Source organism: Rhodanobacter sp. KK11 (assembly GCF_033345435.1).
Classification (GTDB): domain Bacteria; phylum Pseudomonadota; class Gammaproteobacteria; order Xanthomonadales; family Rhodanobacteraceae; genus Rhodanobacter.
In genome coordinates this window covers 102992-126680 of the sequence record NZ_JAWPMI010000003.1, presented here as the reverse complement: position 1 = coordinate 126680, position 23689 = coordinate 102992, and the positions used below count along the sequence as shown (strand labels likewise).

Annotated in this window: 23 protein-coding genes; 2 read left to right on the top strand and 21 right to left on the bottom strand. The window is 66.5% G+C overall.

The features are described 5' to 3' along the window. Positions 1 to 145: 145 nt before the first annotated feature. Positions 146 to 913 (bottom strand): hypothetical protein, encoded by a 768-nt coding sequence (locus tag R5H19_RS08485; protein WP_318158550.1) that lies wholly within the window; start codon positions 911 to 913, stop codon positions 146 to 148. Here R5H19_RS08485 and R5H19_RS08480 point away from each other — a divergent pair. Continuing rightward, on the top strand, positions 896 to 2188 hold the full coding sequence (locus R5H19_RS08480; RefSeq protein ID WP_318158549.1) for a hypothetical protein: 1293 nt from the start codon (positions 896 to 898) through the stop codon (positions 2186 to 2188). The genes R5H19_RS08485 and R5H19_RS08480 overlap by 18 nt on opposite strands. A 68-nt stretch (positions 2189 to 2256) precedes the next feature. Here the strand turns inward: R5H19_RS08480 and R5H19_RS08475 are convergent, their stop codons facing one another. The 13 genes from R5H19_RS08475 to R5H19_RS08415 all read right to left on the bottom strand — a co-directional run bounded on the left by R5H19_RS08475 (position 2257) and on the right by R5H19_RS08415 (position 15416). Beyond that, positions 2257 to 2487 (bottom strand): hypothetical protein, encoded by a 231-nt coding sequence (locus tag R5H19_RS08475; protein WP_318158548.1) that lies wholly within the window; start codon positions 2485 to 2487, stop codon positions 2257 to 2259. A 193-nt stretch (positions 2488 to 2680) separates the two neighbouring features. Further along, positions 2681 to 4018 carry a hypothetical protein gene (locus tag R5H19_RS08470; protein ID WP_318158547.1) on the bottom strand — a complete coding sequence of 446 codons (1338 nt, stop codon included), beginning with the start codon at positions 4016 to 4018 and terminating at the stop codon, positions 2681 to 2683. 84 nt (positions 4019 to 4102) lie between these two features. Next, positions 4103 to 5305: an enoyl-ACP reductase FabV gene (gene fabV, locus R5H19_RS08465; RefSeq protein WP_318158546.1), complete on the bottom strand. Its 1203-nt coding sequence runs from the start codon at positions 5303 to 5305 to the stop codon at positions 4103 to 4105. Positions 5306 to 5556: 251 nt separating this feature from the next. After that, positions 5557 to 6300, bottom strand: coding sequence for a copper homeostasis protein CutC (locus tag R5H19_RS08460; protein WP_318158545.1), 744 nt, complete (start codon positions 6298 to 6300; stop codon positions 5557 to 5559). After that, a complete protein-coding gene (locus R5H19_RS08455; RefSeq protein ID WP_318158544.1) occupies positions 6297 to 7337 on the bottom strand; it encodes a N(4)-(beta-N-acetylglucosaminyl)-L-asparaginase in 1041 nt (346 codons plus the stop codon). The genes R5H19_RS08460 and R5H19_RS08455 overlap by 4 nt, the downstream gene beginning before the upstream one ends. 82 nt (positions 7338 to 7419) lie before the next feature. After that, on the bottom strand, positions 7420 to 7626 hold the full coding sequence (locus R5H19_RS08450) for a cold-shock protein (protein WP_214557400.1): 207 nt from the start codon (positions 7624 to 7626) through the stop codon (positions 7420 to 7422). Between the two features lie 158 nt (positions 7627 to 7784). After that, positions 7785 to 8546, bottom strand: a complete 762-nt coding sequence (locus tag R5H19_RS08445) for an S-methyl-5'-thioinosine phosphorylase (protein ID WP_318158543.1) — start codon at positions 8544 to 8546, stop codon at positions 7785 to 7787. Between the two features lie 584 nt (positions 8547 to 9130). After that, complete coding sequence (locus R5H19_RS08440; protein ID WP_318158542.1) at positions 9131 to 9694, bottom strand: hypoxanthine-guanine phosphoribosyltransferase; 564 nt, start codon at positions 9692 to 9694, stop codon at positions 9131 to 9133. Then, a complete protein-coding gene (gene nagZ, locus R5H19_RS08435; RefSeq protein ID WP_318158541.1) occupies positions 9691 to 10704 on the bottom strand; it encodes a beta-N-acetylhexosaminidase in 1014 nt (337 codons plus the stop codon). Before nagZ ends, R5H19_RS08440 begins: the two co-directional genes overlap by 4 nt. Further along, the gene (locus R5H19_RS08430) at positions 10698 to 11219 is read right to left on the bottom strand and encodes a CYTH domain-containing protein (RefSeq protein WP_318158540.1); all 522 of its coding nucleotides are present in this window, start codon (positions 11217 to 11219) and stop codon (positions 10698 to 10700) included. Before R5H19_RS08430 ends, nagZ begins: the two co-directional genes overlap by 7 nt. A 113-nt stretch (positions 11220 to 11332) precedes the next feature. Further along, positions 11333 to 12670 carry a 23S rRNA (uracil(1939)-C(5))-methyltransferase RlmD gene (rlmD, locus tag R5H19_RS08425; RefSeq protein ID WP_318158539.1) on the bottom strand — a complete coding sequence of 446 codons (1338 nt, stop codon included), beginning with the start codon at positions 12668 to 12670 and terminating at the stop codon, positions 11333 to 11335. A gap of 71 nt (positions 12671 to 12741) precedes the next feature. Beyond that, on the bottom strand, positions 12742 to 13344 hold the full coding sequence (locus tag R5H19_RS08420; RefSeq protein WP_318158538.1) for a YdbL family protein: 603 nt from the start codon (positions 13342 to 13344) through the stop codon (positions 12742 to 12744). Between the two features lie 50 nt (positions 13345 to 13394). Further along, positions 13395 to 15416: a hypothetical protein gene (locus R5H19_RS08415; RefSeq protein ID WP_318158537.1), complete on the bottom strand. Its 2022-nt coding sequence runs from the start codon at positions 15414 to 15416 to the stop codon at positions 13395 to 13397. A 45-nt stretch (positions 15417 to 15461) separates the two neighbouring features. Between R5H19_RS08415 and R5H19_RS08410 the strand changes: the two genes are divergently transcribed. After that, positions 15462 to 16199 (top strand): response regulator, encoded by a 738-nt coding sequence (locus R5H19_RS08410; protein WP_318158536.1) that lies wholly within the window; start codon positions 15462 to 15464, stop codon positions 16197 to 16199. Here R5H19_RS08410 and recO read toward each other — a convergent pair. From recO to R5H19_RS08375, 7 genes are all read right to left on the bottom strand, one after another. Further along, positions 16196 to 16921, bottom strand: a complete 726-nt coding sequence (gene recO, locus R5H19_RS08405) for a DNA repair protein RecO (RefSeq protein WP_318158535.1) — start codon at positions 16919 to 16921, stop codon at positions 16196 to 16198. The genes R5H19_RS08410 and recO overlap by 4 nt on opposite strands. Positions 16922 to 17015: 94 nt before the next feature. Then, positions 17016 to 17948: a GTPase Era gene (gene era / locus R5H19_RS08400; protein ID WP_318158534.1), complete on the bottom strand. Its 933-nt coding sequence runs from the start codon at positions 17946 to 17948 to the stop codon at positions 17016 to 17018. A gap of 106 nt (positions 17949 to 18054) precedes the next feature. After that, positions 18055 to 18714 carry a ribonuclease III gene (gene rnc, locus R5H19_RS08395; RefSeq protein WP_318158533.1) on the bottom strand — a complete coding sequence of 220 codons (660 nt, stop codon included), beginning with the start codon at positions 18712 to 18714 and terminating at the stop codon, positions 18055 to 18057. A 3-nt stretch (positions 18715 to 18717) separates the two neighbouring features. Then, complete coding sequence (locus tag R5H19_RS08390) at positions 18718 to 19101, bottom strand: DUF4845 domain-containing protein (RefSeq protein WP_318158532.1); 384 nt, start codon at positions 19099 to 19101, stop codon at positions 18718 to 18720. Positions 19102 to 19273: 172 nt separating this feature from the next. Continuing rightward, positions 19274 to 20170, bottom strand: a complete 897-nt coding sequence (gene lepB / locus R5H19_RS08385) for a signal peptidase I (RefSeq protein ID WP_318158531.1) — start codon at positions 20168 to 20170, stop codon at positions 19274 to 19276. 45 nt (positions 20171 to 20215) lie between these two features. After that, the gene (gene lepA, locus R5H19_RS08380) at positions 20216 to 22006 is read right to left on the bottom strand and encodes a translation elongation factor 4 (protein ID WP_318158530.1); all 1791 of its coding nucleotides are present in this window, start codon (positions 22004 to 22006) and stop codon (positions 20216 to 20218) included. A 196-nt stretch (positions 22007 to 22202) separates the two neighbouring features. Further along, positions 22203 to 23681, bottom strand: coding sequence for a Do family serine endopeptidase (locus R5H19_RS08375; RefSeq protein ID WP_318158529.1), 1479 nt, complete (start codon positions 23679 to 23681; stop codon positions 22203 to 22205). Between the last annotated feature and the right edge of the window lie 8 nt (positions 23682 to 23689).

Genomic DNA, 23689 nt, shown 5'->3' with positions numbered 1-23689 from the left:
CCAAGGGCAGAGTAGACTTTCCTCAACTCCGCCCGATCAAAGTGCACTCTGACCCCTGTTTCGCTAGACCCCTGTTTCGCTATGCCTGGCGGCGCCGGACATCCGCGGGGCGAACAAGAACGAGGCGGCGCCGAAACTGCCCGGATCAATCCAGCAAGGTCAGCATCGCCTCGTAGCGTTTGTCCGCGGGATCCCGCACGTTGGACTCCATCTGTCGCAGCCACGCAAGCGTGCGTCTGGTCTGCTCGCGCTGCGCCTTTTGCGACAGGTCGAAGGTGACCGAGTCGGACACCTGCTGCAGCAGCATCACGAAATCGCATGGTGCGCGGCAGGACTGCACGAGGCCGACGATCTGGAAGCAGATGTCCTGGACCTGCGACTTGATCTCGGTATCGTCGCTGGTTCCTCCCAGCAACTCTTGCGACGCCTCGTCGAGGTAGACCTCCATGATGGCGTCGTTGGCCGAGGGCTTGCGCATGGCTTCGCCCACTCGGGTGGTGAGCCCGGGATCGTCCGTGAGTCTGCGGGTGAGCTTGCGCACACGCTCGCGCACGATCTCGATGGCCTTGTTGATGTCGGCGCGATCCGGCACCAGGTTGATCACGGCGCCATTGATCTCCTTGGCCACGCGCTCGGCAATCTCGGTCTCATTGCCGGTGACGCGTTGCAGGCGCCTCTTGAGCGGCCCCAGCAGCGCCTGCTTCAGCTTCGGCCCGGCATTGCCGTGTTCCTTGAACATTGCCCCCATGACGGAAGCGAGGATCGGCTTGAGCTGCTCGTCCCAGTGCAGCAGGTGGCGGCGGTCCTCCACCGGCCCCTTCCTTGCATCTTGATTGACCTTGATCGCCTTGGCCTTGGTCGCCCAGTCGGGCCGGCCGACAAAAACGACGCTGCCATGCTCATCGAGCGCCATGCCGAACTTGCGGTTGTCTTCCTCATCCTGCTCATGCTTGGGCATCGCCTTTCCCCCCTGGGCCGAAGTGCACGCAAATATAGATCCAACCGAAGCGGTCGGCGCCAAGCCGGAGCCGCAATTCAAACGGCTGCAAGTGAAGCTGACCGCGTGCCTGGGGATGACGAGGTCAAGCCGGCGCCGCTCGTCGCCGACACCATTTCGCTATGCTTGAACATTACCGCTTGCAGCCGGGGGGAAGGCATGGGTACGTCATATCGGATCAACGTGGCGCTGTGGCAGGTACCCACGATGGTGGTCAACGGCGGCCGCGATGAAGCGGAGCAGCGACTGGGCACCAATGTGACGGGCACCATGACCATTGACGAGCGCATGGACATCCTTGAGCAACGCGTGGCCAAGGCCGTCACGTACTTCCACGGCCAGCCAGCGAACCAGGGCGCGCGTTCGCTCACCGTGTTTGCCGCGCCGGAGTATTTGTTCGCCAAGGACGAAGCGGAGCATTTCATCACGCACCACGAGAAGGATCGGCTGCTCGCCAAGCTGGCCGGTCTCAGCAAGCGCTTCCCCTCGGTGGTGCTCTTCCCCGGCACGATCGCGTGGAAGAAGCCGGCGATCCGTTCCGGCATGTTCGCCGCGTTCAGGCCCGACCGCGGGAAACGCGCCCACCAGCGGCGCACGGCGCTGGCCACGGAGGTCTCGGACAAGAACCGCTTCGACCAGCACCGCGCCAGCGGCAATCAGTACTACCTGGCCGAGAACACCTGCTTCGTGATGCACGCGGGAAAGACCGTGCTGAAGTACCACAAGCGCAACAACGGCGGCGAGACGAACCGCGCCTCGGACGGGGACGACGTCTTCTGGGTTCCGGGGCCACGGGACAGCCTGTTTTCGGTGGACGGACTGGACTTCGGCTTGCAGATCTGCGCGGAAATGGGATCGGATCTCAGCCGGGTGGTTGACGTGCAGGTGGCGATCGCGTCTTCGCATCCGATCGTCAAGGCAAAGGCCCGGCTGCACCCCCAAGGCTTCTACTGTTACGCCGACGCCATCAAGCCGCCGGAGGTCTATCAGGCCGACAACGCCGGCGGCATCGATGCCCCGATCCGGGCGAACATGAAACGCGTCGGCGGCTCGGTCATGGGCAAGACCGAAGCCACTGCCCGCGCCAAGGACATCGGCAAGTACGGCGAGGGAACCGCCGAGTTCGCCGAGCAGATCACCAAGCTGCGTGGCCGCGTCCGCTACTACGTGCTGGACTACGACAAGGCCTGAGGCCAAATACAAATAAGGTGTCAAGGACAATCCAAGTACCGCGCACGCCTCCAGATTGTCCCTGGTACCTATTCGGACCTAACTCCCTCCGTCCCGGTTGAACTGGGAACTTCCTCGTCGAGGTCGGAAACCTCCATGTCGAGGTCCGGGAAGTCCATGCCGAGGTCGGCAGCGTCCCCGTCGGGGTTGGCAAGCTCTGCCTTGACCTTCCGTACGTCCTCGCCGACGTGCCGAACCTTCCCTCCGTAGTTCAGAACGTCCCCGTCGACGTGGCTGATGTCTGCGTCGAGGTTCTGCACGTCACTGTCGGGGTCGCCGACCTGCGCGACCTCGTGGCACAAGGCGCACACGAGGACTTACTGGTCGAAGCCAGGAGGCATGCCGAGTGGGCGCGGTTGCCGTTCGCGACTTGCGGGTGCGGGTGCGCCGCATCGATTCAAGCCAGCAGAAGGCGCTCTAAAGTGCACTCTGACCCGGGTTTCCGATCGCATGTCACCTAAGAGAAGGCTTTAATGTATCCAGGAGCTTGATGAGCTTGTCGAACTGCTTATCATCCATAACAGATTTTAGAGACTCCAATGGATGACCCTCAAATCCGGTTCCGTCATAAATGCGAATCGGGTTGTCTCCAAAATTCCGAATAGTTGTCTCAAGAAGTTTCGCAGCCAGTTCTTTGTCGCCAGATGCTTCGACTTCCCTCTTGTACGCTTCAAACGACTGTGCAGTTGCCACTTTGTAGGTGTAGTCCTGCTGGATACGTGCAGTGAGGCTGGCATTGCGGGCAGCGAACCAGCCAAGCCATATTCCCGGGGCAAACAAGGGGAGGAAATGGAGTACGCGCTCCCAGAACGAAGGGGATTGAACATTGGTCTCGGCATTGCTGGAAAACTGTCGAATCAGCTCTAACAAGCTATTAGGACCCGCTGAAAAGGTGCTGCCGGCAATCCATATGAGGTAGGCAATCGCAATAATGAAGGCGCCAAGCCAGCCTATCCTCTCGTATCCGAGGCGCCTCGCACTATTAGCGAATGAACCCGCAAGCCCCTGCCGGTTCAAGTCGGCAATCGCTTTTGAAATCTTTTCGTTTGCAATTGCTAAAAGATCTGCACCCTCGACAATTTTCTTATCCGCAGTTTCCCTGTCTACCGTGACGCTTTCCAGCTTGATGCCTGCATCTTTAAGGAGCTTTTGAGCATCCTCAATGGTCACGTCATATGTAGTCTTTGCTGAAGTGGCGTCCTGAGCAATTTGCTGAACAGATTTCAGGTACTCCGCGATCTTCTCCGCAGCTTGAGTGGCTTGAGCTGCAGCCGACTGTGCACTTTGTAGTGCAGTCCCGGTATCTTCTGATTGCTGGTTGATCTTGGCCTGCTGCTCGACGAGCTTGTCTGCTAGCGGGGCAGCATTCTCAACTCGGGAGATGTCGTTATTGAGCTCTTCCTGAGCGGCCGCGATAACTGCTTTGCGGACACGAAAGCGCCTGTCCAAAATTGGAGTGAGCGCGACATTAAGCTCTGAGAGCTTAGCGGGAAACCCTGACTGGAATAGCCATGGATATCCATTGCTTGGCGCGGCAGTCACTAAGCCAAGTAGTTGCCCAATGAGCGTTACAACAATCGATTCAAGAGCTTTGTCATCTCCGCCCAGTGCTTTGGTCTTGGACGCTGCGTTAGATAGAGCTACTTCCCACTCCTCAAACAACGCGTCAAAGTCTTTGGCATCACCGCCTTTCAGGCCAAATGGAGTGAAATCTGTTTCACTAGGACGTGACTTGCGGAGTGCCTCCCATGCGCGACGCAGTGACTGAAATTCCGCATAAGCATTCTTCATCTGCCTCCCCCTATACCCGCCGTCACCCGAATGTCAAACCAGAATCGGACGATTCTTGCTCCACCTGCAAATAATCAATGTTTATTACATCTCCACGCAATCAAACCGCCGATCCGCCTCTATCTCCGCGTCGTAGTCCACGTCGTCGCGGTCAAACCCGAACAGCTTCAGGAACTCGTGCTTGTACCCCGCGTAGTCGGTGACTTCGCGCAGGTTTTCGGTGGTGACGGTGGGCCAGAGGGTCTTGCAGGGTTCCTGCACGTCGGCGCGCAGCTCCCAGTCGTCCAGGCGGATGCGGCCTTCGTCGTCGGTGGGTGCAGCTTTCCCATCGGCACGATAGAGGCGGTCGTGGAACAGACGGTTGGCCTGCTCGATCGGGCCTTCGTGGATGCCCTTCTCCTTCATGATCTTGAAGGCGATGGAGACGTACAGCGGGATCACCGGGATGGCGGCGCTGGCTTGGGTGACCACGGACTTCATCACGCCGACATAGGCGTCAAGGCCGTGGTGGCGGCTGCGCAGTTGCTTCGCGGTGTTGTCCAGGTGCTGCTTGGCCTGGCCCAGGGTGCCATGCCAGTACATCGGCCAGGTGATCTCGGTGCCGATGTAGCTGTAGGCGACGGTCTTGGCGTGCTCGGCCAGCACGCCGGCGGCGCTCAGCGCGTCGATCCACAGCGCCCAGTCCTCGCCGCCCATCACGGTGACGGTGTCCTTGATCTCCTGCTCGGTGGCCGGCTCGACAGTGGCCTCGATCACGGTGTCCTTGTTGGTGTCGACCGAGGTGTTGTGGAACGGCGCGCCGATGGTCTTGAGCGCCGAGCGCACCACTTCGCCGGTGTCCGGCAGCTTGCGCACGGGCGAGGCCAGCGAGTAGACCACCAGGTCGATCGGGCCGCCCATCTCGTTCTTGATGATCTCGATCGCGCGCGCGCGGGTTTCGTGGGCGAACGCGTCGCCGTTGATCGACTTGCTGTACAGGCCGGCGGCTTTGGCGGCCTTGTCGAACGCGGCGGAGTTGTACCAGCCGGCGGTGCCGGTCTTCTCGTGGCTGCTGGGCTTCTCGAAGAACACGCCGAGCGTGGCGGCGCCGTAGCCGAACGCGGCGGTGATGCGTGAGGCCAGCCCGTAGCCGGTGGAGGCGCCGATCACCAGCACGCGCTTCGGGCCCTTGGACTTGTCGTGGCCCGCAGCCTGGGTGACCTTGATCTGGTCGAGCACGTTGTGCTCGCAACCGACCGGATGGGCGGTGATGCAGATGAAACCGCGGACTTTGGGCTTGATGATCACTCGGGTGGCTCCTGCTGGTATTCGGCTGCCGGTATCAGGCATTCCGCCATATTAACCAAGCGGGACAGCCATGCGCTGCCGTAGGGAGCGCCCCTTGCTCGTCATCCCGGCGCAGGCCGGGATCGCACTGGCTGTTGCAAGCGGTTCGCCGGATAGCCTGCCCCGTCGCCGAAGTGCGATTCCGGCCTGCGCCGGAATGACGATGTGGGGAGCGAGGCGCTGCGAAGGGGCGGCTCTCGATGGAAACCCACTCAGAGTCTTGTCGCGTCCTGCGCCGCGGTCGCCAGCGCCGCCGCCATGGCGCGTACCTGCCCGACATCGCTGCGCAGCTCCCCGGCCTGCATGTCCTCCAGCAGCGGGTGCCGATGGCGCATGGCCGAGGGCAACTGGCGTTTGGCGGAGGCATGGAATTCGTGTGCGCCGGTGGCGGCGGCCAGCGCGGCGATGTTCTGCGCGGTGATGCCGGCGCCGGGCATCACCGCAAGGCGCCCGGCGGCCTGTGCTACCAGATCGCGGATCAGCGTGGCGCCCTCCACCGCGCTGGCCTGCGCGCCCGAGGTCAGCACGCGCCGGCAGCCCAAGGCGACGATGTCTTCCAGCGCGCGTGCCGGGTCGCGGCTGAGGTCGAAGGCGCGGTGGAAGGTCACGCCCAAGGTTCCCGCCGCAGCGACCAGGGCGCGGCAGCGTGCCACGTCCACGTTGCCCTCGGCGTCGAGCATGCCCAGCACCACGCCGTCGCAGCCCAGCGCCACGCAGGCCTCGATGTCGCGCTGCATGGTCTCGCCTTCGAGGTCGCCGTAGAGGAAGTCGCCGGCGCGCGGGCGGATCAGCACGTACAGAGGGATGCGCAAGCGTTCCCTGGCCAGCGCGATCTGCGCATGCGAAGGCGTGAGGCCACCCAGCTCCAGTGCCGCGCAGAGTTCGACCCGCCCAGCCCCGCCTTCCTGGGCAGCCAGCGCAGAGGCGACCGAGTTGGCGGCAATTTCCAGGATCACGAGTAGCTCGTGGTGTAGACGCTTTGCGAGGGGATCAAGGCGTCCTGCTTCTGCGCATCGCACACGGCGTAGGAGAAACCGTGCTGGATCGCGTACGCGCCGACCTCGCCGGCGCGGTTCATCGCCAGGAAGCCGACCTGCAGGGTCTTCGATGCCTCGCGGCGCTTCTTGACGATGCGCATCACCGCCTCCTTGCAGGCCTCGTGCGGCGTGCGGCCCTGGCGCATCAGCTCGACCACCAGGAAGCTGCCGGCGTTGCGGATCACTTCCTCGCCCACGCCGGTGGAGGTGGCGCCGCCGACCTCGCCGTCCACGTACAGGCCGGCGCCGATGATCGGGCTGTCGCCGACGCGGCCGCGCATTTTCCACGCCATGCCGCTGGTGGTGCAGGCGCCGGCCAGTTTGCCGTGCGCGTCCAGCGCCAGCATGCCGATGGTGTCGTGGTTGTCCTTGCCGCCGGGGCGGCCGGTCTTGCCGTAGTCGCGCACTTCGCTGTTGATCGAAGGCTGGTATTTCGCCGTCTTCAGCCATTCGTGCCAGGCCTGCTCGGCTTCCGGCGTGAGCAGGTCCTGCTTCCTGAAACCCTGCTCCAGCGCGAACTGCAGCGCGCCTTCGCCGACCAGCAGCACGTGCGGCGTGCGCTCCATCACCCGCCGGGCCACCGAGATCGGATGTTCGATGTGCTCGAGTGCGGCCACCGCGCCGCAATTGCCGTCGGCGTCCATGATGCTGGCGTCTAGGGTGACGTGGCCGTCGCGATCCGGGTGGCCGCCCTTGCCGACGCTGTGGTTGCTCAGGTCCGACTCCGGCACCTGCACGCCGAGCTCGACCGCGTCCAGCGCATGGCCGCCCTGGCCGAGGACGGTCCAGGCCGCCCGGTTCGCCGCCACGCCGAAGTCCCAGGTCGAGACCACCCGCACGCCCGCCGTCGCCGACATGCGGCGCGCCGGCCCGGCAACCAGCTTGCCGCCCCAGGCCAGCATCGAGACCGACGCCCCCAGTACGGAGGCCTTGAGGAACTGCCTGCGGTCGGTCATCGCGTTCTCCCGCTCATGAAAAGCAAAAACCCCGCACAGGATGCGGGGTTTCATTCTTGCCGTGCAACGTGGGCCAGGTTGATCAGGCGGCCACTTCGACTGCCGATGCCTGGGCGCCCTTCGGGCCCTGGGTCACTTCGAACTGTACGCGCTGACCTTCCTGCAGGCTGCGGAAGCCCTTGGAATTGATCGCGGAAAAATGGACGAATACGTCCTCCCCGCCGTCCTCAGGCGCGATGAAACCGAAACCCTTGGCATCGTTGAACCATTTGACCGTACCGAAACGCATTGCGTGAACCTCTGGATCCATGGAATGGGTGCGCCAGGAATCGCGCTGAACCATCGTTCTCCCCTCGGTTCGCCGCCCTGGCCGGGGAAAAGTATCAACATGTGAAGGCCGAATGCAATACGAAAATATCCGGCCAGTCCACGAATTCGCCGCGGCGCTCAGCTTTTCAGCAGTGCGGCGAGAATGCGCGGCACCTCGGCGGTGGCCGCGGCCAGATGCGCGAAGATTTCCTCGATGCTGATTTCCGCCTCGTCACCGCAGCCGGCGGCGAAATTCGCCACCAGCGCCAGGCAGGCGTAGTCCAGTTCCAGCTCGCGCGCCAGCACCGCCTCGGGCATGCCGGTCATGCCGACCAGGTCGCAGCCGTCGCGCTTCATCCGGGCGATTTCGGCGCGGGTTTCCAGCCGCGGTCCCTGGGTGGCGCCGTAGCAGCCTCCCCCGATCACCTCGACGTTTGCCGCGCGCGCCGCCGCCAGCAGTTGCCGGCGCAGCGATTCGGTGTACGGCTCGCTGAAGTCGATGTGCTTCACCTCGGCACCCTCGACATCGCAGTAGCTGGTGTAGCGGCCGTGGGTGTAGTCGATGAGCTGGTCGGGCACCACGATCACCCGCGGCCCCATGTCGCCGCGAATGCCGCCCACCGCGTTGACTCCGATCACCCGGCGCGCGCCCAGGCTGTGCAGCGCCCACAGGTTGGCGCGGTAGTTGACCCGGTGCGGCGGCAGTGTGTGTCTTTCGCCGTGGCGGGCCAGGAACGCGATGCGCTTGCCGGCGAAATCGCCGATCACCACGTCGCCGGATGCGGGGCCGTAAGGCGTATCCACGCTGTGGCGGGAGACGTTTTCCAGGCCAGGAAAGTTGTACAGGCCGCTGCCACCGATGACGGCGAGGTCGAGCGGGGCGTGGTCAGGGTGAGGCATCGTGGTGATCCGGTGGTGGGCTGAAGTTGAAAGGATGCATCGCCGGCAGGGCAAGAGCTTTACCCCCTCCCGACCTCCCCCTGCGAGCAGGGGGAGGAGAAAGCGCGCGATGACGGCTTTGCTCTCTCCCCTGCGCACTAGGGGAAGAAGAAAGCACGCGACGACGGCTTTTGCCCCCTCCCCTGCGCAGCAGGGGAGGGTTGGGGTGGGGTCGCTCTTGATCTTCAAATCAAGGGCAAGAGCTTTACCCCCTCCCGGCCTCCCCCTGCAAGCAGGGGTAGGGGAAATCGCGCGACGACGGCTTTGCTCCCTCCCCTGCGCACTAGGGGAAGAAGAAAGCACGCGACGGCGGCTTTTGCACCCTCCCCTGCGCAGCAGGGGAGGGTTGGGGTGGGGTCGCTCTTGATCTTCAAATCAAGGGCAAGAGCTTTACCCCCTCCCGACCTCCCCCTGCAAGCAGGGGGAGGAGAAAGCGCGCGACGACGGCTTTACTCCCTCCCCTGCGCAATAGGGGAAGGAGAAAGCACGCGACGGCGGCTTTGCCCCATCCCCTGCGAGCGGGGAGGAGCAAAGACGCCCGCGCCCTACTCTCCGCCCTCATCCTTCAACGCATAGATCCCCGGCAGGTTGCGGCCCTGTTCGTAGTAATCCATGCCGTAGCCGAACACGTAGCGGTCCGGCAGCTCGACGCCGTTGAAATCGGAGGCGATGCCTTCGACCAGGCGGTCATGCCGCTTGGTGCACAGGCTGGCGATCAGTACGCGCTTCGCGCCGCGCCGGTAACAGTCGTCGCGCACCGCCTTCAGCGTGTGGCCTTCGTCGAGGATGTCGTCGACCAGCAGCACCGTGCGGCCGGCCAGCGGCACCGCCGGCTCGCGCAGCCAGTGCAGCTCGCTGCCGCTGGTGGCGCCGCGGTAGCGGGTGGCGTGCACGTAGTCGAACTCCAGGTCGGTGCGGATCGCCAGCGCCAGCTGGCCGGCGAAGATCAGCGCGCCGTTCATCACGGTGAGGAACACCGCGCGCTCGCCGTCCAGCGCGGCGTCGACCTGCCGACCCATGTCGGCGATCACGCTTTCCAGCGTGCCGCGGTCGTACAACAGCTCGGCCTGCGCCAGCGCGTCGGCCAGAAGTGGGGTCGGAGTGGTCATGCGGTTCCTCGATCGGCATGGAGTGCCGTGATGCGCGCGACGAAGCGGTCGCGCTGCGGGTTGTCGGTGAGGCTGTCCCAGCTGGCGCCGATGGCGCCGCGTAGCGCGGCCAGCGATGGCGACGGCGTGATGCCGCCGGGCAGCGCGGCGATCGCCTCGTCCACCACCTCGGGGAAACAGGCCAGCACCAGGTCGCAGCCGGCGTCCAGGTGCGCGCGCACGCGCTCGCCCACGCTGCCGGCTGCACCGGCGGCAGCCATGCTGATGTCGTCGCTGACCACCGCGCCAGCGAAACCCAGTTCGCCGCGCAGGATCTGTTCGATCCACACCTTCGAGTAACCGGCCGGCCGGCTGTCCACCGCCGGATAGGTGACGTGAGCCATCATCACCGCCTCGACCCGCGCCTCGATGCATTCGGCGAACGGCAGCAGGTCGTCGCGGCGGATCTGCTCCAGACTGCGCTGATCGATCGCCGGCGCCTTGTGCGTATCGGTGGAGACCGAGCCGTGGCCCGGGAAGTGCTTGAGGACCGCCGCCATGCCGGCCAGGTGCATGCCGCGCACGTAGGCCTGGGCCAGTTCGGCAGTGATCGCCGGATCGGCGTGGAACGCGCGCAGGCCGATCGCCGCGTTGCCGCGGGCCAGGTCGACCACCGGCGCGAAGCTGAAATCGACGCCGCTGGCGCGCAGCTCGCTGGCCATCACCCAGGCGTGTTCCTCGGCCAGGCGCACCGCTTCGTCGGGGTCGCGACCGTGCACCGCGCCGATCGCCGCCAGCGGCGGCAGGCGGGTGAAGCCGTCGCGGAAGCGCTGCACCGGGCCGCCTTCCTGGTCGACCGCGATCAGCAGGTCGTCGCCGCCGACCTCGCGGATCGCCTCGCACAGCGCGATCAGCTGCTCGCGCGAGGCGTAGTTGCGCGCGAACAGCAGCACCCCGGCCACGCCCGGCGCGGTGAGCCAGCGCTTCTCCCGTTCGGCCAGTTCCAGCGCGGCCACGCCGATCATCAGCATGCGGCATCCTCGGCGGCGCGCTCCGCCGGCGACCATTGCCGGTACGGATGCGCGATCAGGTTGACGTTGTAGTAGCGCGCCAGCGCGCTCACCTCGCGGCCCAGCCACGACGGCCGCGGAAACGGCGCGTCGACCGCCGGCAGCTCGACCTCGGCGACGACCAGCCCGGCGTTGTCGCCCCCGAATTCGTCGACCTCGAACAGCACTCCGTCGACCCGCACATGGTGTCGCGTCTTCTCCAGCACGCCATCGCACAACGTGGCCAGCATGTTCCTGGCGTCGTCGATCGGGATCGGGTACTCGAACTCGGCCCGCTCGATGCCCAGCTTGGCCGCCTTGATGTTGAGCCACGCCTGCGCACCGGCGAGCCGGGCACGAACCGAGGCGCGCGCCGTTCCGTCGCGCAACGCCTGCGCGCCGACCAGGTAACCCTGCGCCATCGACTCGCTGCGCTCGATCTGCGCGTGCCAACTGTCGTCGCGCAACAGAAATTTCCTCTCGATCTCTACAGGCACGGACAGACGCTCTCAGCCAATGACAAAAGCCGAATGAAGCGAGGCTTCATCGAAGAGTGCGGCCATGGATGGCCGCTTCTTGATCTTCGCATTCACGGACGAATGCACAAGCATCACCGCTCAAACAAAGCTATGGATTCGACGTGCGAGGTATGCGGGAACATGTCCATCACGCCGGCCGCGGACAGCCGGAAGCCGTGCTGGTTGACCAGGATGCCGGCATCGCGCGCGAGCGAGGCAGGATGGCAGGAGACGTAGACGATGCGCTTGGTGGCCTTGTGCGGCAGGTAGTCCAGCACCTGGTCCGCACCGGCGCGCGGCGGGTCGAGCAGCAGCTTGTCCCACGGTGCGCGCGCCCAGTCGGCGGCGCGCTGGTCTTCGAACAGATTCGCCACGTGGAAGCGCGCGTTGGCAATGCCGTTGCGCGCGGCGTTCTGCGCGGCGCGCTCGACCAGGCCATGCTCGCCTTCCACGCCCGCCACTTCGGCCACGCGGCGGGCGATCGGCAGGGTGAAGTTGCCGAGGCCGCAGAACAGGTCGAGCACGCGGTCGCCCGGTTGCGGATCGAGCAGCTCCAGCGCGCGCGCCATCATCAGCTGGTTCATGCCGGCGTTGACCTGCACGAAGTCGAGCGGCTGGAACTCCAGCTCGACGTCGGCGAAACGTGCGTCGCCACTGCCGATGCGGAACGCCAGCCGCGGATGCTCCGGCCACAGTGGATGCACGCTGCTGGTGCCGCCGGGCTGCAGGTAGATCGCGAAACCATGTTGCTGGCCAAACGCGGTCAGCGCGGCCAGGTCGCGTTCGCCCAGCGGCTGCATGTGGCGGAACACCAGCGCCATCAGATCGTCGCCGGCGGCAAACTCGATCTGCGGGATGTCGTTGACCGCGTCCAGCGTGCCAAGCAGGTCGGCGAGCAGGCCGACCTTCGGGCCCAACGTCGGATGCATCACTTCGCACTGCCGGATCTCGGTGACGAAGCGCGGGTTCTGTTCCTCGCGGAAGCCCACCAGCACGCGGCCCTTCTTCGCCACGTTGCGCACCGACAGCCGGCCCTTGCGCCGATAGCCCCACGGTTCGGCGGTGAGCGGCGGCAGCCAGGCGGCCGGCGTCACCTTGCCGATGCGTTCGAAATTCTCCGCCAGCACGCGCTGCTTGGCCTCGATCTGCGCGGCCGCGTCCATGTGCTGCAGCGAACAGCCGCTGCACTGCGCGTAGTGCCGGCAACGCGGCTCGACGCGGTGCGGCGAAGCGGCGATGACTTCGGCCACTTCGGCTTCGTCGAAGTGGCGGTGGCGCTTGCGCAGCCGGGCCAGCACGTGTTCGCCCAGCAATGCGCCGCTGACGAACACCGTCTTGCCGTCGATGCGGGCCACGCCGCGACCGTCATGGCCGAGGGCAGTGATGTGGGCTTCGAAGGGCGTCGACGGAACGGAGTTGGATCGGGACATGAGCTACGGACGATGGGGCCATGCGGGCTGGCCCCCGATTATCCCAGATCGGCCCGGATGGCGCCCGCGGCTTACTTCTTCTGCCAGGCGCCGGAGGCATCCTGGTAATACCAGCCCGCGTGCGCTTTCTCGATCCAGGTCCTGGCGAAGGTGGTGCGGATCTGCGCTTCCCATTCCGGATGGTTGTTGGCGTTGGCGATTTCGCGATACAGCGCGGTGCGGTCGCGGTTCTCGTCGGCCACCGTGGCATTCGCCTGCGCGCGCTGGCTCAGCGGCACCTTGGCGGCGTCGCGCATGGCCACCATGCCGTCGCGGGTGAAGCCCACCGCGCCGCTGTCGAGCAGGTCGCCGAGCGCGCCCTGGAAACGGCTCTGCATGCGCCCGCGGATCGCTTCGGTGGCGGCGGTCTGGATGCGGATGTCCGGCGTATCGGCGGCGTAAGCGGCCGGCACCAGCAGGTCGAGCAGCATCGCCGACGGCTGCTTGCCATCCTTTGCCGCCGGCTGCTGCACCTTCGGCGACGGAGCGGCGGGCGCCGCCTCGTTCAGCACGTTGCCGATGAACTGGTCGGCGGCCTTCTGCGCCGCCGCCTCGGGGAAGTACACGTTGATGGTGACGCAGCCGACCAGCGCCACGGCCAGCGAGGTCAGGATGACGTAGACGAGCTTGCGCATGACGAACTCCCGTAGTTGAAAGGGTGGAAGAGCCACCACCCACGCTCCGCTCAGCGGATCTGCGGCGTCTCTCCGTGGATCGCGTCCTGCAGGCGCCGCACCAGCGTCGGCCAGTCGACCTGGGTCTGGTGGCCGATCACCTGCAACCGCGGCAAGCCACTGCCTTCGACGATAGTGTAGCCGTCGTCGGTACTTTCCAGGCCGCTCATCCGGCAAAGCGAGCCCTGCAGCGTGCAGTTGAGGCCGATGCGCTTGTAGCCGAAGGTCTTGAACAGTTTCAGCACGGCGCCCTGCAGGCCCGCGGCGATGCCGCCGCCACCGACCGCGGTGAGGTTGTTCACCGCGCGCTGGCTGATCCGTCCGCCCTCGCCCGCGAGCAGGCTGGCCTTGAACGCGACCGGACTCCAGTTGACCAGGCGCAGGTCCTCGATCGAACCGTCCAGCGGGCCGGTGATGCTGCCGAAGTCGAACACGCTGGTGATCGCGGCCAGGTCCAGTTGTTTCAGCGCGATGTCGCCGTTCAGTACCGGAGTGGCGCCGAACGGCTGCTGCAGCGAGAGCCGGGTGATGTCGACGAAACCGCCGAACAGGCTGGCCGACAGACCGCCGTCCAGTTCGAAGCGATCGTCGACCCAGCGCAGCGAGGGAATCGCGCCGCCGAGCGTGCCGGGAAACGCTGGCCAGCCCATGGCCCGGCTGAAGGCGCTCATGTCGACGTCGGTCAGCGCCAGCGAAGCCGCCAGCCGCTGTCCCTTGGCCGCCGCCGGGCGCCAGTCCAACTGGCCGATCCGCAACTGGCCTTGCAGCACCGGCACCAGCAGCGGCTGTTGCAGACTGAGTGTGCCGGCGCGGCTTTGCCACCGTGACTGGGCCGCGCCGTTCACGATCCGGTGGAACTGCAGCGTGCGCCAACCCAGCGTCGTGGCCGGCCGCTCGCCGTCGATCGCCCAGTCCAGCCCGCCCTGCAGGCCGTCGATCGCCAGCCGGCCATCCGCATCAGCCAGGTTCAGACCGTCGGTATCGAAGGCGAAGGCGTGCGGACCGTCCGCGCGCAAGTCCAGGCTGGCGCTCAGCTGGCCGGCGATGCGCATGTTGTGCAGGCCCAGTGTGCTCAGCCAGGCCTCGCCGTAGCGCTGGTAGGCCTCCGGGAACCTCGCGTGCAGGCGGTCCAGCCGCAAGGTCTTCAGCGTGCCCTTCGCGTCGAAGGCCATGGCGCCGTCGAGCTGCAGCGCATCGGCATCGCCCAGCCGCAGGCGGCTCAACTCGAAGGCGCCATTCTGTGCATTCGCATGCAGACCCAGCTGCACCGGATGATCCGGCAGCCTGGCGTAGATCGAGCCCAGCAGCAATTCGCCGCCACGCAGGGCGGCGTCCAGCTCGATCCGCGCCGGGCCGGTGGTGGTGTCGAGGCTGAAGCGCCCGTTGCCGTCCAGCCCCTGCCCCGCCAGGGTGCCGCTCGGGGTGTCGAAACCCAGATTGCTGAGGGTGAACCGCCCGGACGACTGCAGGCCCGGGTCGCGCAGGTCCAGCGCCAGCTCGGCATCCAGCCGGCCGCCGGTGGGGCGCCCCGACCAGACCGTGCCGAGCAGGCCCTGCAGCCAGCCGACGGGAAGGTTGTCCAGGCTGATCTGCGCGTGGGTGGGCTGGTCCAGCGGCAGCGCGGTGCTGGCGTGCGCCTTGCCCTGCAGGATATCGACCTGCACGGTATTGGCGGCCTCGCTGAGCTGGACGTTCACGTGAGCGTCGCTGAGCGCACCGCCCGGCGCGCCGGCCAGGCGCACGGTGCCGTCGAGGGTCCAGCGCAGGCGGGCATCCCGTTGCAGGTTGCCGTCAAGATTCAAGCCCAGCCGCCGCCAGCCCATCGCCGGCACGTCGGCCTGCCCGGCGCTCAGCTGCAGCCGGAGTCCGCCGGCGGCGTCCTCGCCAAGACGCAGGGTTACCGTCTGCAGATGGACGCCGGGAATGCTGATCGACTTCGCCGTGAGCAGCACCTCCGCCCACGCAGGCGCTGCCCAGCCGATCCCCAGCAACAGGCAGCAACACAGCAGGAAGTAGCTTGAAGTCGGGCGCATGTCAGGCCATTCTGCCAAATCAAGATGAACGATATGGATTTCGTCATGGACAGTCCCCTCGCCAACGCAGATTTCGACCCGACCAGCGCCACCCGTGCCCGGGTACTGGTGGCCGACGACGACCCCGGCAGTTGCCGTTTCCTGTGCGACGGGCTGGCCTCGATGGGGGCCTTCGCGGAAGCCTGCACGGACGGCACGGCGGCGCTGCAGCGCGCACGCACCGAGCCCTTCGACCTGTTGCTGCTGGACTGCCGCATGCCCGGCGCCGGCGCGCTGCAGGTGCTGACCGCACTGCGCGAAGACGAGCAGGCCCGCTCGGCGGAAAGCGTCGCGGTGGCCACCACCGCCGAATTGGCGCCGGGCGACCGCCAGTCATTGCTCGACGCCGGCTTCAGCGAGATCCTGCTGAAACCCTGTAGCCTGGCCGAGCTGCAAGTCGTGCTGGGGCTGGTGCAACCGGATCGCCGCGGCGCGCGCATGCTGGACGACCGCGCCGCGCTGACCGCCAGCGGTGACACCACCACCATGCGCGCCCTGCGCCTGCTGCTGCGCGAGGAACTGGCTTTGCTGCACCAGGAGCTGGACACCCTGAGCCGCGACCGCAACGGCTTCGGCGAGCGCCTGCACCGGCTGCGTTCGTCCTGCGGTTTCTGCGGCGCAGCCGCACTGGCCACGCAGACCGTACTGCTGCAGCAGCAATTGCCCCAGCGCGGCGCCACGCCGGTCGCGTTGGCGCGCTTCCGCAAGACCCTGCTGGCGACGCTGCAGGCACTGGACAGCTAATCCGGTGTCTTCCGGCGGCCCGACACCGCCATCGCCAGCACGCGCCACGCGCGCAGCTCGCCGCCGCCCAGGTGGAAGCGGATCACCTCGCGCATCAGGTCGCGCAGGGGCTTCAGGCCGCTGCCGTCGGGCATCCGGTCCTGCCCCAGCGCCAGCAGGTCGCTGCCGCGCAATGCATGCGGGCTGTCGGCCGCACAGCGCACGGCGCCCTGCTCGACCAGGTAGCGGTAGGACGCCTCCGCCTCCAGCGGTTCGCCGGTGTCCGAATCGTGCTGCAGTTGCAGGCCGTAGCCGATCGCCTCCAGCAAGTCGCGTTCGAAACGGCGCAGGCTCCAGGCCAGCGGCTCGCCGGCGGCCAGCCGCACCAGCGCCAGCGCATAGGCGTCGAACAGCCGCGGGTACGGGTCCTGCCGCCCCGTCAGGCGCACCACCAGTTCGTTGAGGTACAGCCCGGCCAGACCGGCGTCGCCGGCCAGACGCACCGGATTGCCCACCGTCTCGACCGCGGTCAGCGTGGCCAGCTCGCCGCGCAGCAACAGGCCCAGCGCCAGTGGCTGGAACGGTTCCAGCTGCGCGCGTCGCCATCGCGCGCGTTCGCCGCGCACGCCGCGCGCGACCACGCCAAGCCGGCCCTGCTCGCGGGTCAGGCATTCGAGCAGCAGCGACGTCTCGCGGTAGGGGCGCGCGTGCAGGACGTAGGCAGCTTGCTGTTCGAGGCGCATGGGGCGAAAACCGGGATGGGGGATTCGGGATCGACAAGAGCGTGCAGGCTTCGGGTTTTTGCGAATCCCGAATCTCCCATGCCGAATCCCGGTGCTAGTCCGTATAGCCGAGCTTCTTCAGCATGTTGTCGTCGTCGGCCCAGCCTTCGCGCACCTTCACCCACAGTTTCAGGAACACCTTGCGCTCGAACAGGCGCTCCATGTGGCGCCGCGCGTTCGTGCCGATCACCTTGAGCTGGGCGCCGCCGTTGCCGATCACGATGGCCTTCTGGCCGGCGCGTTCGACCCAGATGATCGCGTGGATCTCGGCGATGCCGTCGGGGCGGTCGCTGAACTGCTCGATCTCCACCGTGGTGGCGTACGGCAGCTCCTGGTCGAGCCGCAGCATCAGCTGCTCGCGCACCAACTCGGCGGCGAGGAATCGCTCGCTGCGGTCGGTGATCTCGTCCTCGCCGAACACCGGCGGACGCACCGGCAGGCGCTGCAGGATCGCCTGCTCCAGCTCCTTCAGGCCCTTGCGCTTGAGCGCGCTGACGTAATGGATCTCGTCGTAGCTGTGCTTCGCGGTGAGCTCGGCCACGAACGGCAGCATCGCCGACTTGTCCCTGCTGAGGTCGACCTTGTTGATCGCCAGCAGGCGCGGTACGGACTGTTCGACCAGTGCGGCGTAGAGCGCTTCGTCCTCGTCGGTGAAGCGGCCGGCCTCGATCACCTGGACCACCAGGTCCACGTCGCTGATCGCCGAACGCGCGGCGCGGTTCAGGCTGCGGTTCATCGCGCGCTTGGCACCGCGGTGCAGGCCCGGCGTGTCGACGTACATGATCTGCCCGGACTCGTTGTTGGCGATGCCGAGGATGCGGTGACGGGTGGTTTGCGGCCGCGGGCTGACGATCGACAGGCGGAAGCCGATCAGCGCATTGAGCAGGGTGGACTTGCCCACGTTGGGGCGCCCGGCCAGCGCGACCGTGCCGCAGCGGAAGTTCTCGTGCGGCAGATCGTCGCCGGCAGGATCCAGTTGGTGGTTCATGACGTGGGATGCTCGTCGGGTCGGATGGCAAGTGTAGTGCTTCGCCGCAGGCGGCAGGCCGGCCATGCGGCGCTCCGCGGACCGGTGGTGCCGAAGGCGAAAAGCCTCAGGACGCGCGTGGTTGTTCCAGCAACCGGTGCAGCACGAGTTCGGCCGCGTCCTGCTCGGCGGCGCGACGATTGCCGCCATGGGCCTGGGCGGTGAACGTCATCGGTTCGCTGATCGTGCAGCTGACGTCGAAGGTCTTGGCATGGTCCTCGCCGTGGCTGGCGACCAGCTCGTACTGCGGCAGCGGCAGGCCCGCGGCCTGCAGCCATTCCTGCAACCGTGTCTTGGCATCCTTGGAGGAGCGGCGCAAGGCGGCGATGCGTTCGTCGAACAGCCCGCGCACGACCTCGCGGCAGGCGTCGAAGCCGCCGTCCAGATAGACCGCGGCGACCATTGCCTCGAAGGCATCGGCCAGGATCGAGTCGCGTCGGAAGCCGCCGCTCTTCAGCTCGCCGGGGCCGAGCTTGAGCCCGTCGCCCAGCGCCAGTTCGCGCGCCACCACGGCCAGCGCCTGGCCGTTGACCAGTTGCGCACGCAGCCGCGACAGCTCGCCTTCGCTGGCCTTGGGATGGGCTTCGTACAGCATCTCGGCGACGATCGCGCCGAGCAGCGCGTCGCCGAGGAACTCCAGTCGTTCGTTGTTCGGCTTGCCGACGCTGCGGTGGGTCAGCGCCAGCTGCGCCAGCGCCGGGTCGCGAAAGCGGTAGTTCAGTTCCAAGAGTTACTCACCCACGTTGCCCTGCAGCGGCACGCTCTTGTCGAAATGCAGCAGGAAGTCGATGTTGTACATGAACGGGATCTGCTTGTCGTAGGCCACGCGCAGCTGGTTGGCGCCGCCGCTGTTGCGCACGACGGTGATGTTCGCCGGCTTGATGGTGGCGTCATCGACGTACTGGAAGCCCATCTTGAACATCAGGCTGCGGCGGATCTCGTCCAGCGACTTGCCGTTGGTGCCTTCGGTGGCGACCTGGTTCATCGCCTTGACCACGCCCATGTATTCCGAATACGACGGCAGCAGCTTCATGCCCATGTAGGCCAGGAAGGCCACGATGGCCATGATGATCAGGAACCCGATCAGGGTGACGCCCGACTGCTTCGATTTCATAGTCCCCTCGCTATGCCGCCTGTTCGGCGTGCCTTTCTGTGGTGGGTGAACCGGGCACCGCCCGCGCCGGCGTGCCGATTATGCCTGCGGATTCTCGCACTGTCGGCGGCCGCGCGTGCATCGCGATTCGACCCCGTCACGCTTTCGCCAACCGGGCCGGCCGGACCGATCTTCAGTGGATCACCGTGCCGATCCGCGAGAAGTCCACGCCACCGGTGCCCCAACCCTTCCAGCTCATCCAGATCAGGAAGGCCTTGCCGGCCAGGTTCTGCTCCGGCATGCAGCCCCACCAGCGGCTGTCCAGGCTGTCGTAGCGATTGTCGCCCATCACCAGGTAGCAGCCCGGCGGCACCTTCGAGGGCACCCGGTCGTTCGGGATCGAGTTCGGCGTGGTGTAGGCGGGCATCCGCGCGACCATGTGGTCGACCTTGCCCAGGTGCTCGGTCCACACCGTGGCGCCCATGTTCAGCATGAGCTGGTCGACGCTGCGCCGCGGGTTGCCCACATACGGGCCAATCTCGTCGGTGGCCACGCGCTGGCCATTGACCCACAGCTCGGCACCATGCACCTCGATGCTGTCGCCCGGCAGGCCGATCACCCGCTTGATCCAGTTCTGCGCCGGCACCGGCGCGTGCGGGTCGCTGCAGCTCATGTCGCCGCTGCGCACCAGCTTGCCGCCGTCCCGGCACAGGTAGCCGGGAAAGCGGAACACCACCACATCGCCGCGCTGCGGCTCGCCGAGGTCGACCAGCTTGTTGTTGAACGCCGGCATGCGCAGGCCGTAGGCAAACTTGTTGACCAGGATGAAATCGCCCACGTCCAGGGTCGGCATCATCGAGCCGGACGGAATCCGGAACGGTTCGGCCACGAACGAGCGCAGCAGCAGCACCACCAGCACCACCGGGAACAGCGAGCGCGACCAGTCCACCGGCATCGGGTCGCGGTATTCCTCGCCGGCCGCATCCAGCCGCGCCTTGCGCTGCTTGTACAGGAACAGGCGGTCCAGGCCCCACACCACACCGAACAGCACGGTGAGGCCGAGCAGAATCGCCGAAAAATCGAATTCCATGCCTTAACTCCAGGTTGCCTGACGGATCATCGCTGATCGCACTTGTTATTTGTCCACCTTCAGCACAGCCAGGAACGCTTCCTGCGGGATCTCCACGCGACCGACCTGTTTCATGCGCTTCTTGCCTTCCTTCTGCTTTTCCAGAAGCTTCTTCTTGCGGCTGACGTCGCCGCCGTAGCACTTGGCCAGAACATTCTTGCGCAGGGCTTTCACCGTGGAACGCGCGATGATCTGCGCCCCCACGGCGGCCTGGATCGCCACGTCGAACTGTTGGCGCGGGATCAGGTCCTTCATGCGCTCGACCAGGTCGCGGCCGCGGCGGTCGGCGTGGCTGCGGTGCACGATCAGCGAGAGCGCGTCGACGCGGTCGCCGTTGATCAGCACGTCCACGCGCACGAACGGGCCGGCCTCGAAGCGGTCGAACTGGTAGTCCATCGAGGCGTAGCCGCGCGAGACGGACTTCAGCCGGTCGAAGAAGTCCATCACCACCTCGGCCAGCGGCATCTCGTAGCTGATCTGCACCTGGGTCGCCAGGTACTGGATCGAGCGCTGCACGCCGCGCTTCTCCTCGCACAGCGTGATCACGTTGCCGATGTAATCCGGCGGGGTGAGGATGTTGGCGATGATGATCGGCTCGCGGATCTCCTGCACCTGCGGCGACGGCGGCAGCTTGGCCGGGTTGTCCAGCATCATCGTCGAGCCGTCACTTTTCAGGATCTCGTAGACCACGGTAGGCGCGGTGGTGATCAGATCGAGGTCGTACTCGCGCTCCAGCCGCTCCTGCACGATTTCCATGTGCAGCATGCCGAGGAAGCCGCAGCGGAAACCGAAACCCATCGCTTCGGAGGATTCCGGCTCGAAGAACAGCGCGGCGTCGTTCAGCCGCAGCTTGTCCAGCGCCTCGCGCATCGCCGGGAAGTCGTCCGCGGAAACCGGGAACAGGCCGGCGAACACCCGCGGCTGCATGGTCTGGAAGCCGGGCAGCGCCTTCTCGGCCGGCTTGCCGGCCAGGGTCAGCGTGTCGCCGACCGGGGCGCCGTGCACGTCCTTGATCGAGGCGTTGATCCAGCCCACCTCGCCGGCGCCGAGCTTGTCCAGCTTCTTGCGCTTGGGCGTGAACACGCCGACGTCGTCCACCTCGTGGGTGCGCCCGGTAGACATCACCAGCAGCTTGTCGCCGGGCTTGATCTCGCCCTGCATCACGCGCACCAGCGACACCACGCCCAGGTAGTTGTCGAACCAGGAGTCGATGATCAGCGCCTGCAGCCGGTCGGTGTCGCGCGGCTTCGGCGGCGGGATGCGCGCCACGATCGCCTCCAGCACCTCGATCACGTTGAGGCCGGTCTTGGCGCTGATCGCCACCGCGTCGGTGGCATCGATGCCGATCACCGCCTCGATCTCGCCCTTCACCTTCTCGACGTCGGCGGTGGGCAGGTCGATCTTGTTCAGCACCGGCACCACTTCCAGGCCCATCTCCACCGCGGTGTAGCAGTTGGCGACGGACTGCGCCTCGACGCCCTGGGCGGCGTCCACCACCAGCAGCGCGCCTTCGCAGGCGGCCAGCGAGCGGCTGACCTCATAGGAGAAGTCCACGTGGCCCGGGGTGTCGATGAAGTTGAGCTGGTAGGTCTTGCCGTCGCGCGCCTTGTACGGCAGCGACACCGAGCGCGCCTTGATGGTGATGCCGCGCTCGCGCTCGATCGGGTTGTCGTCCAGCACCTGCGCTTCCATCTCGCGGTCGGCCAGGCCGCCACAAATGTGGATGATGCGATCGGCCAGGGTCGACTTGCCGTGGTCGATGTGGGCGATGATGGAGAAGTTGCGGATCAATTCCATGGAGCGCTGGCAGCCTGCCGTCGGACGGGGATCTTGCCGCCACGCACCATGCGCGGCGGCGCGGCGCCGGGAAAGGGCGCCAGCCCGCCATTATCGCATGGAACCCGCTGTCGCCACGCACGGCCTGATGCGCCGCGGACGCCACCCTGCGGGCGGCCCCGCGGCGCAATTCTGTCGGCCGCGCGCGGCGGCTCGGTCACCTGTCTTCCGGTACGGTCAGGCCGACGAAGTTGCTCTGCTCGCCGCGGCGCACCAGCAGCAGCACGGTACTGCCGGCCTTCACGCCCTTCGTGGCCGCCTCGAACTCGGCCACGCTGCCGATCTTCTGCTGGTTGACCATCAGGATCACATCGCCGGCCTGCAGGCCGGCCTGCGCCGCCACCGGCCCGGTGATGTCGCCGATCACCACGCCCTGCCCCGGCTTCAGCCCGAGCTGCCTGCGCGTGTCGCTGTCGATCGACTCCACCGTCAGGCCCAGCGCGGCCGACCCGCTGCTGCCTGGCGACGGGGCAGCGCCCTGGCCGTTCATCGCATTGCGATCGCGCGAGGCTTCGCTGATGGCAACCTCGAGCGTCTGCTTCTTGCCGTTGCGCAGGATTTCCACCGGCACCTTGCTGCCCGGCTTGGTCATGCCCACCAGCGGCGGCAGGTCCGACGCCTGCTGCAGGGTCTGTCCGTTGTAGGCCAGGATGATGTCGCCGGACTGGATGCCGGCCTTGGCCGCACCACTGTCCGCGGTGACATCGACCACGGCGGCGCCCACGCCGTTCTCCAGGCCGAACGCCTTGACCATGTCGTCGTCGACCGGCTGCACCGTCACCCCGAGCATGCCGCGCGAGACGTAGCCCTTGCTCTTGAGCTGCTGCACCGCGTTCATCGCCACGTCGATCGGGATCGAGAACGCCACGCCGGAGTAGGTGCCGGTATTGGAATAGATCTGCGAATTGATGCCGACCACGCGGCCCTGCAGGTCGAACAGCGGGCCGCCGGAATTGCCGCGGTTGATCGGCACGTCGGTCTGGATGAACGAGGTATACGGCTGGTCGCGCTGGCCCAGGTTGCGGCCCACCGCGCTGACGATGCCCTGGGTCACCGTGTAGTCGAAGCCGAACGGCGAGCCGATCGCCAGCACCCACTGACCCGGCTTGAGGCTGCGCGAATCGCCGAGGGTCACCGCCGGCAGGCTGCCGCCCGCATCGACCTTGAGCAGGGCGATGTCATAGGTCGGATCGGTGCCGATCACCTTCGCAGTCAGCGTGCGCCGATCCTGCAGGCGCACAGTCACCTTGTCGGCGTGGTCGACCACGTGGTTGTTGGTCAGGATGTAGCCGTCGGCGGAGATGATGAAGCCCGAGCCCAGCGAGGTACGCTTCTGGTCCTGCGGCGACGGCATCATCGGCATGCCGAAGAAGCGCCGGAAAATCTCCGCCTGCGGGTCATCCGGCATGCCCTGCCCGGGCATCGCCCGTCCGCGCATGCTGCGGTTGCTGCCCTGCCGCTCGCCGTTGTAGCGGGCCTCGACGTGCACCACGGCTGGCGCGTTCCTCTGCACGATGCCGGTGAAGTCCGGCAGCGCGGCGGCGGCGGCGGCGGGCGCCTGCGCCTGCACCGTGCCGGCAGCGGCGACGCCCAGCAGCGCACAACAGGCCAGGCTGCGCAAGATGGAATGGTTCATGACTCCTC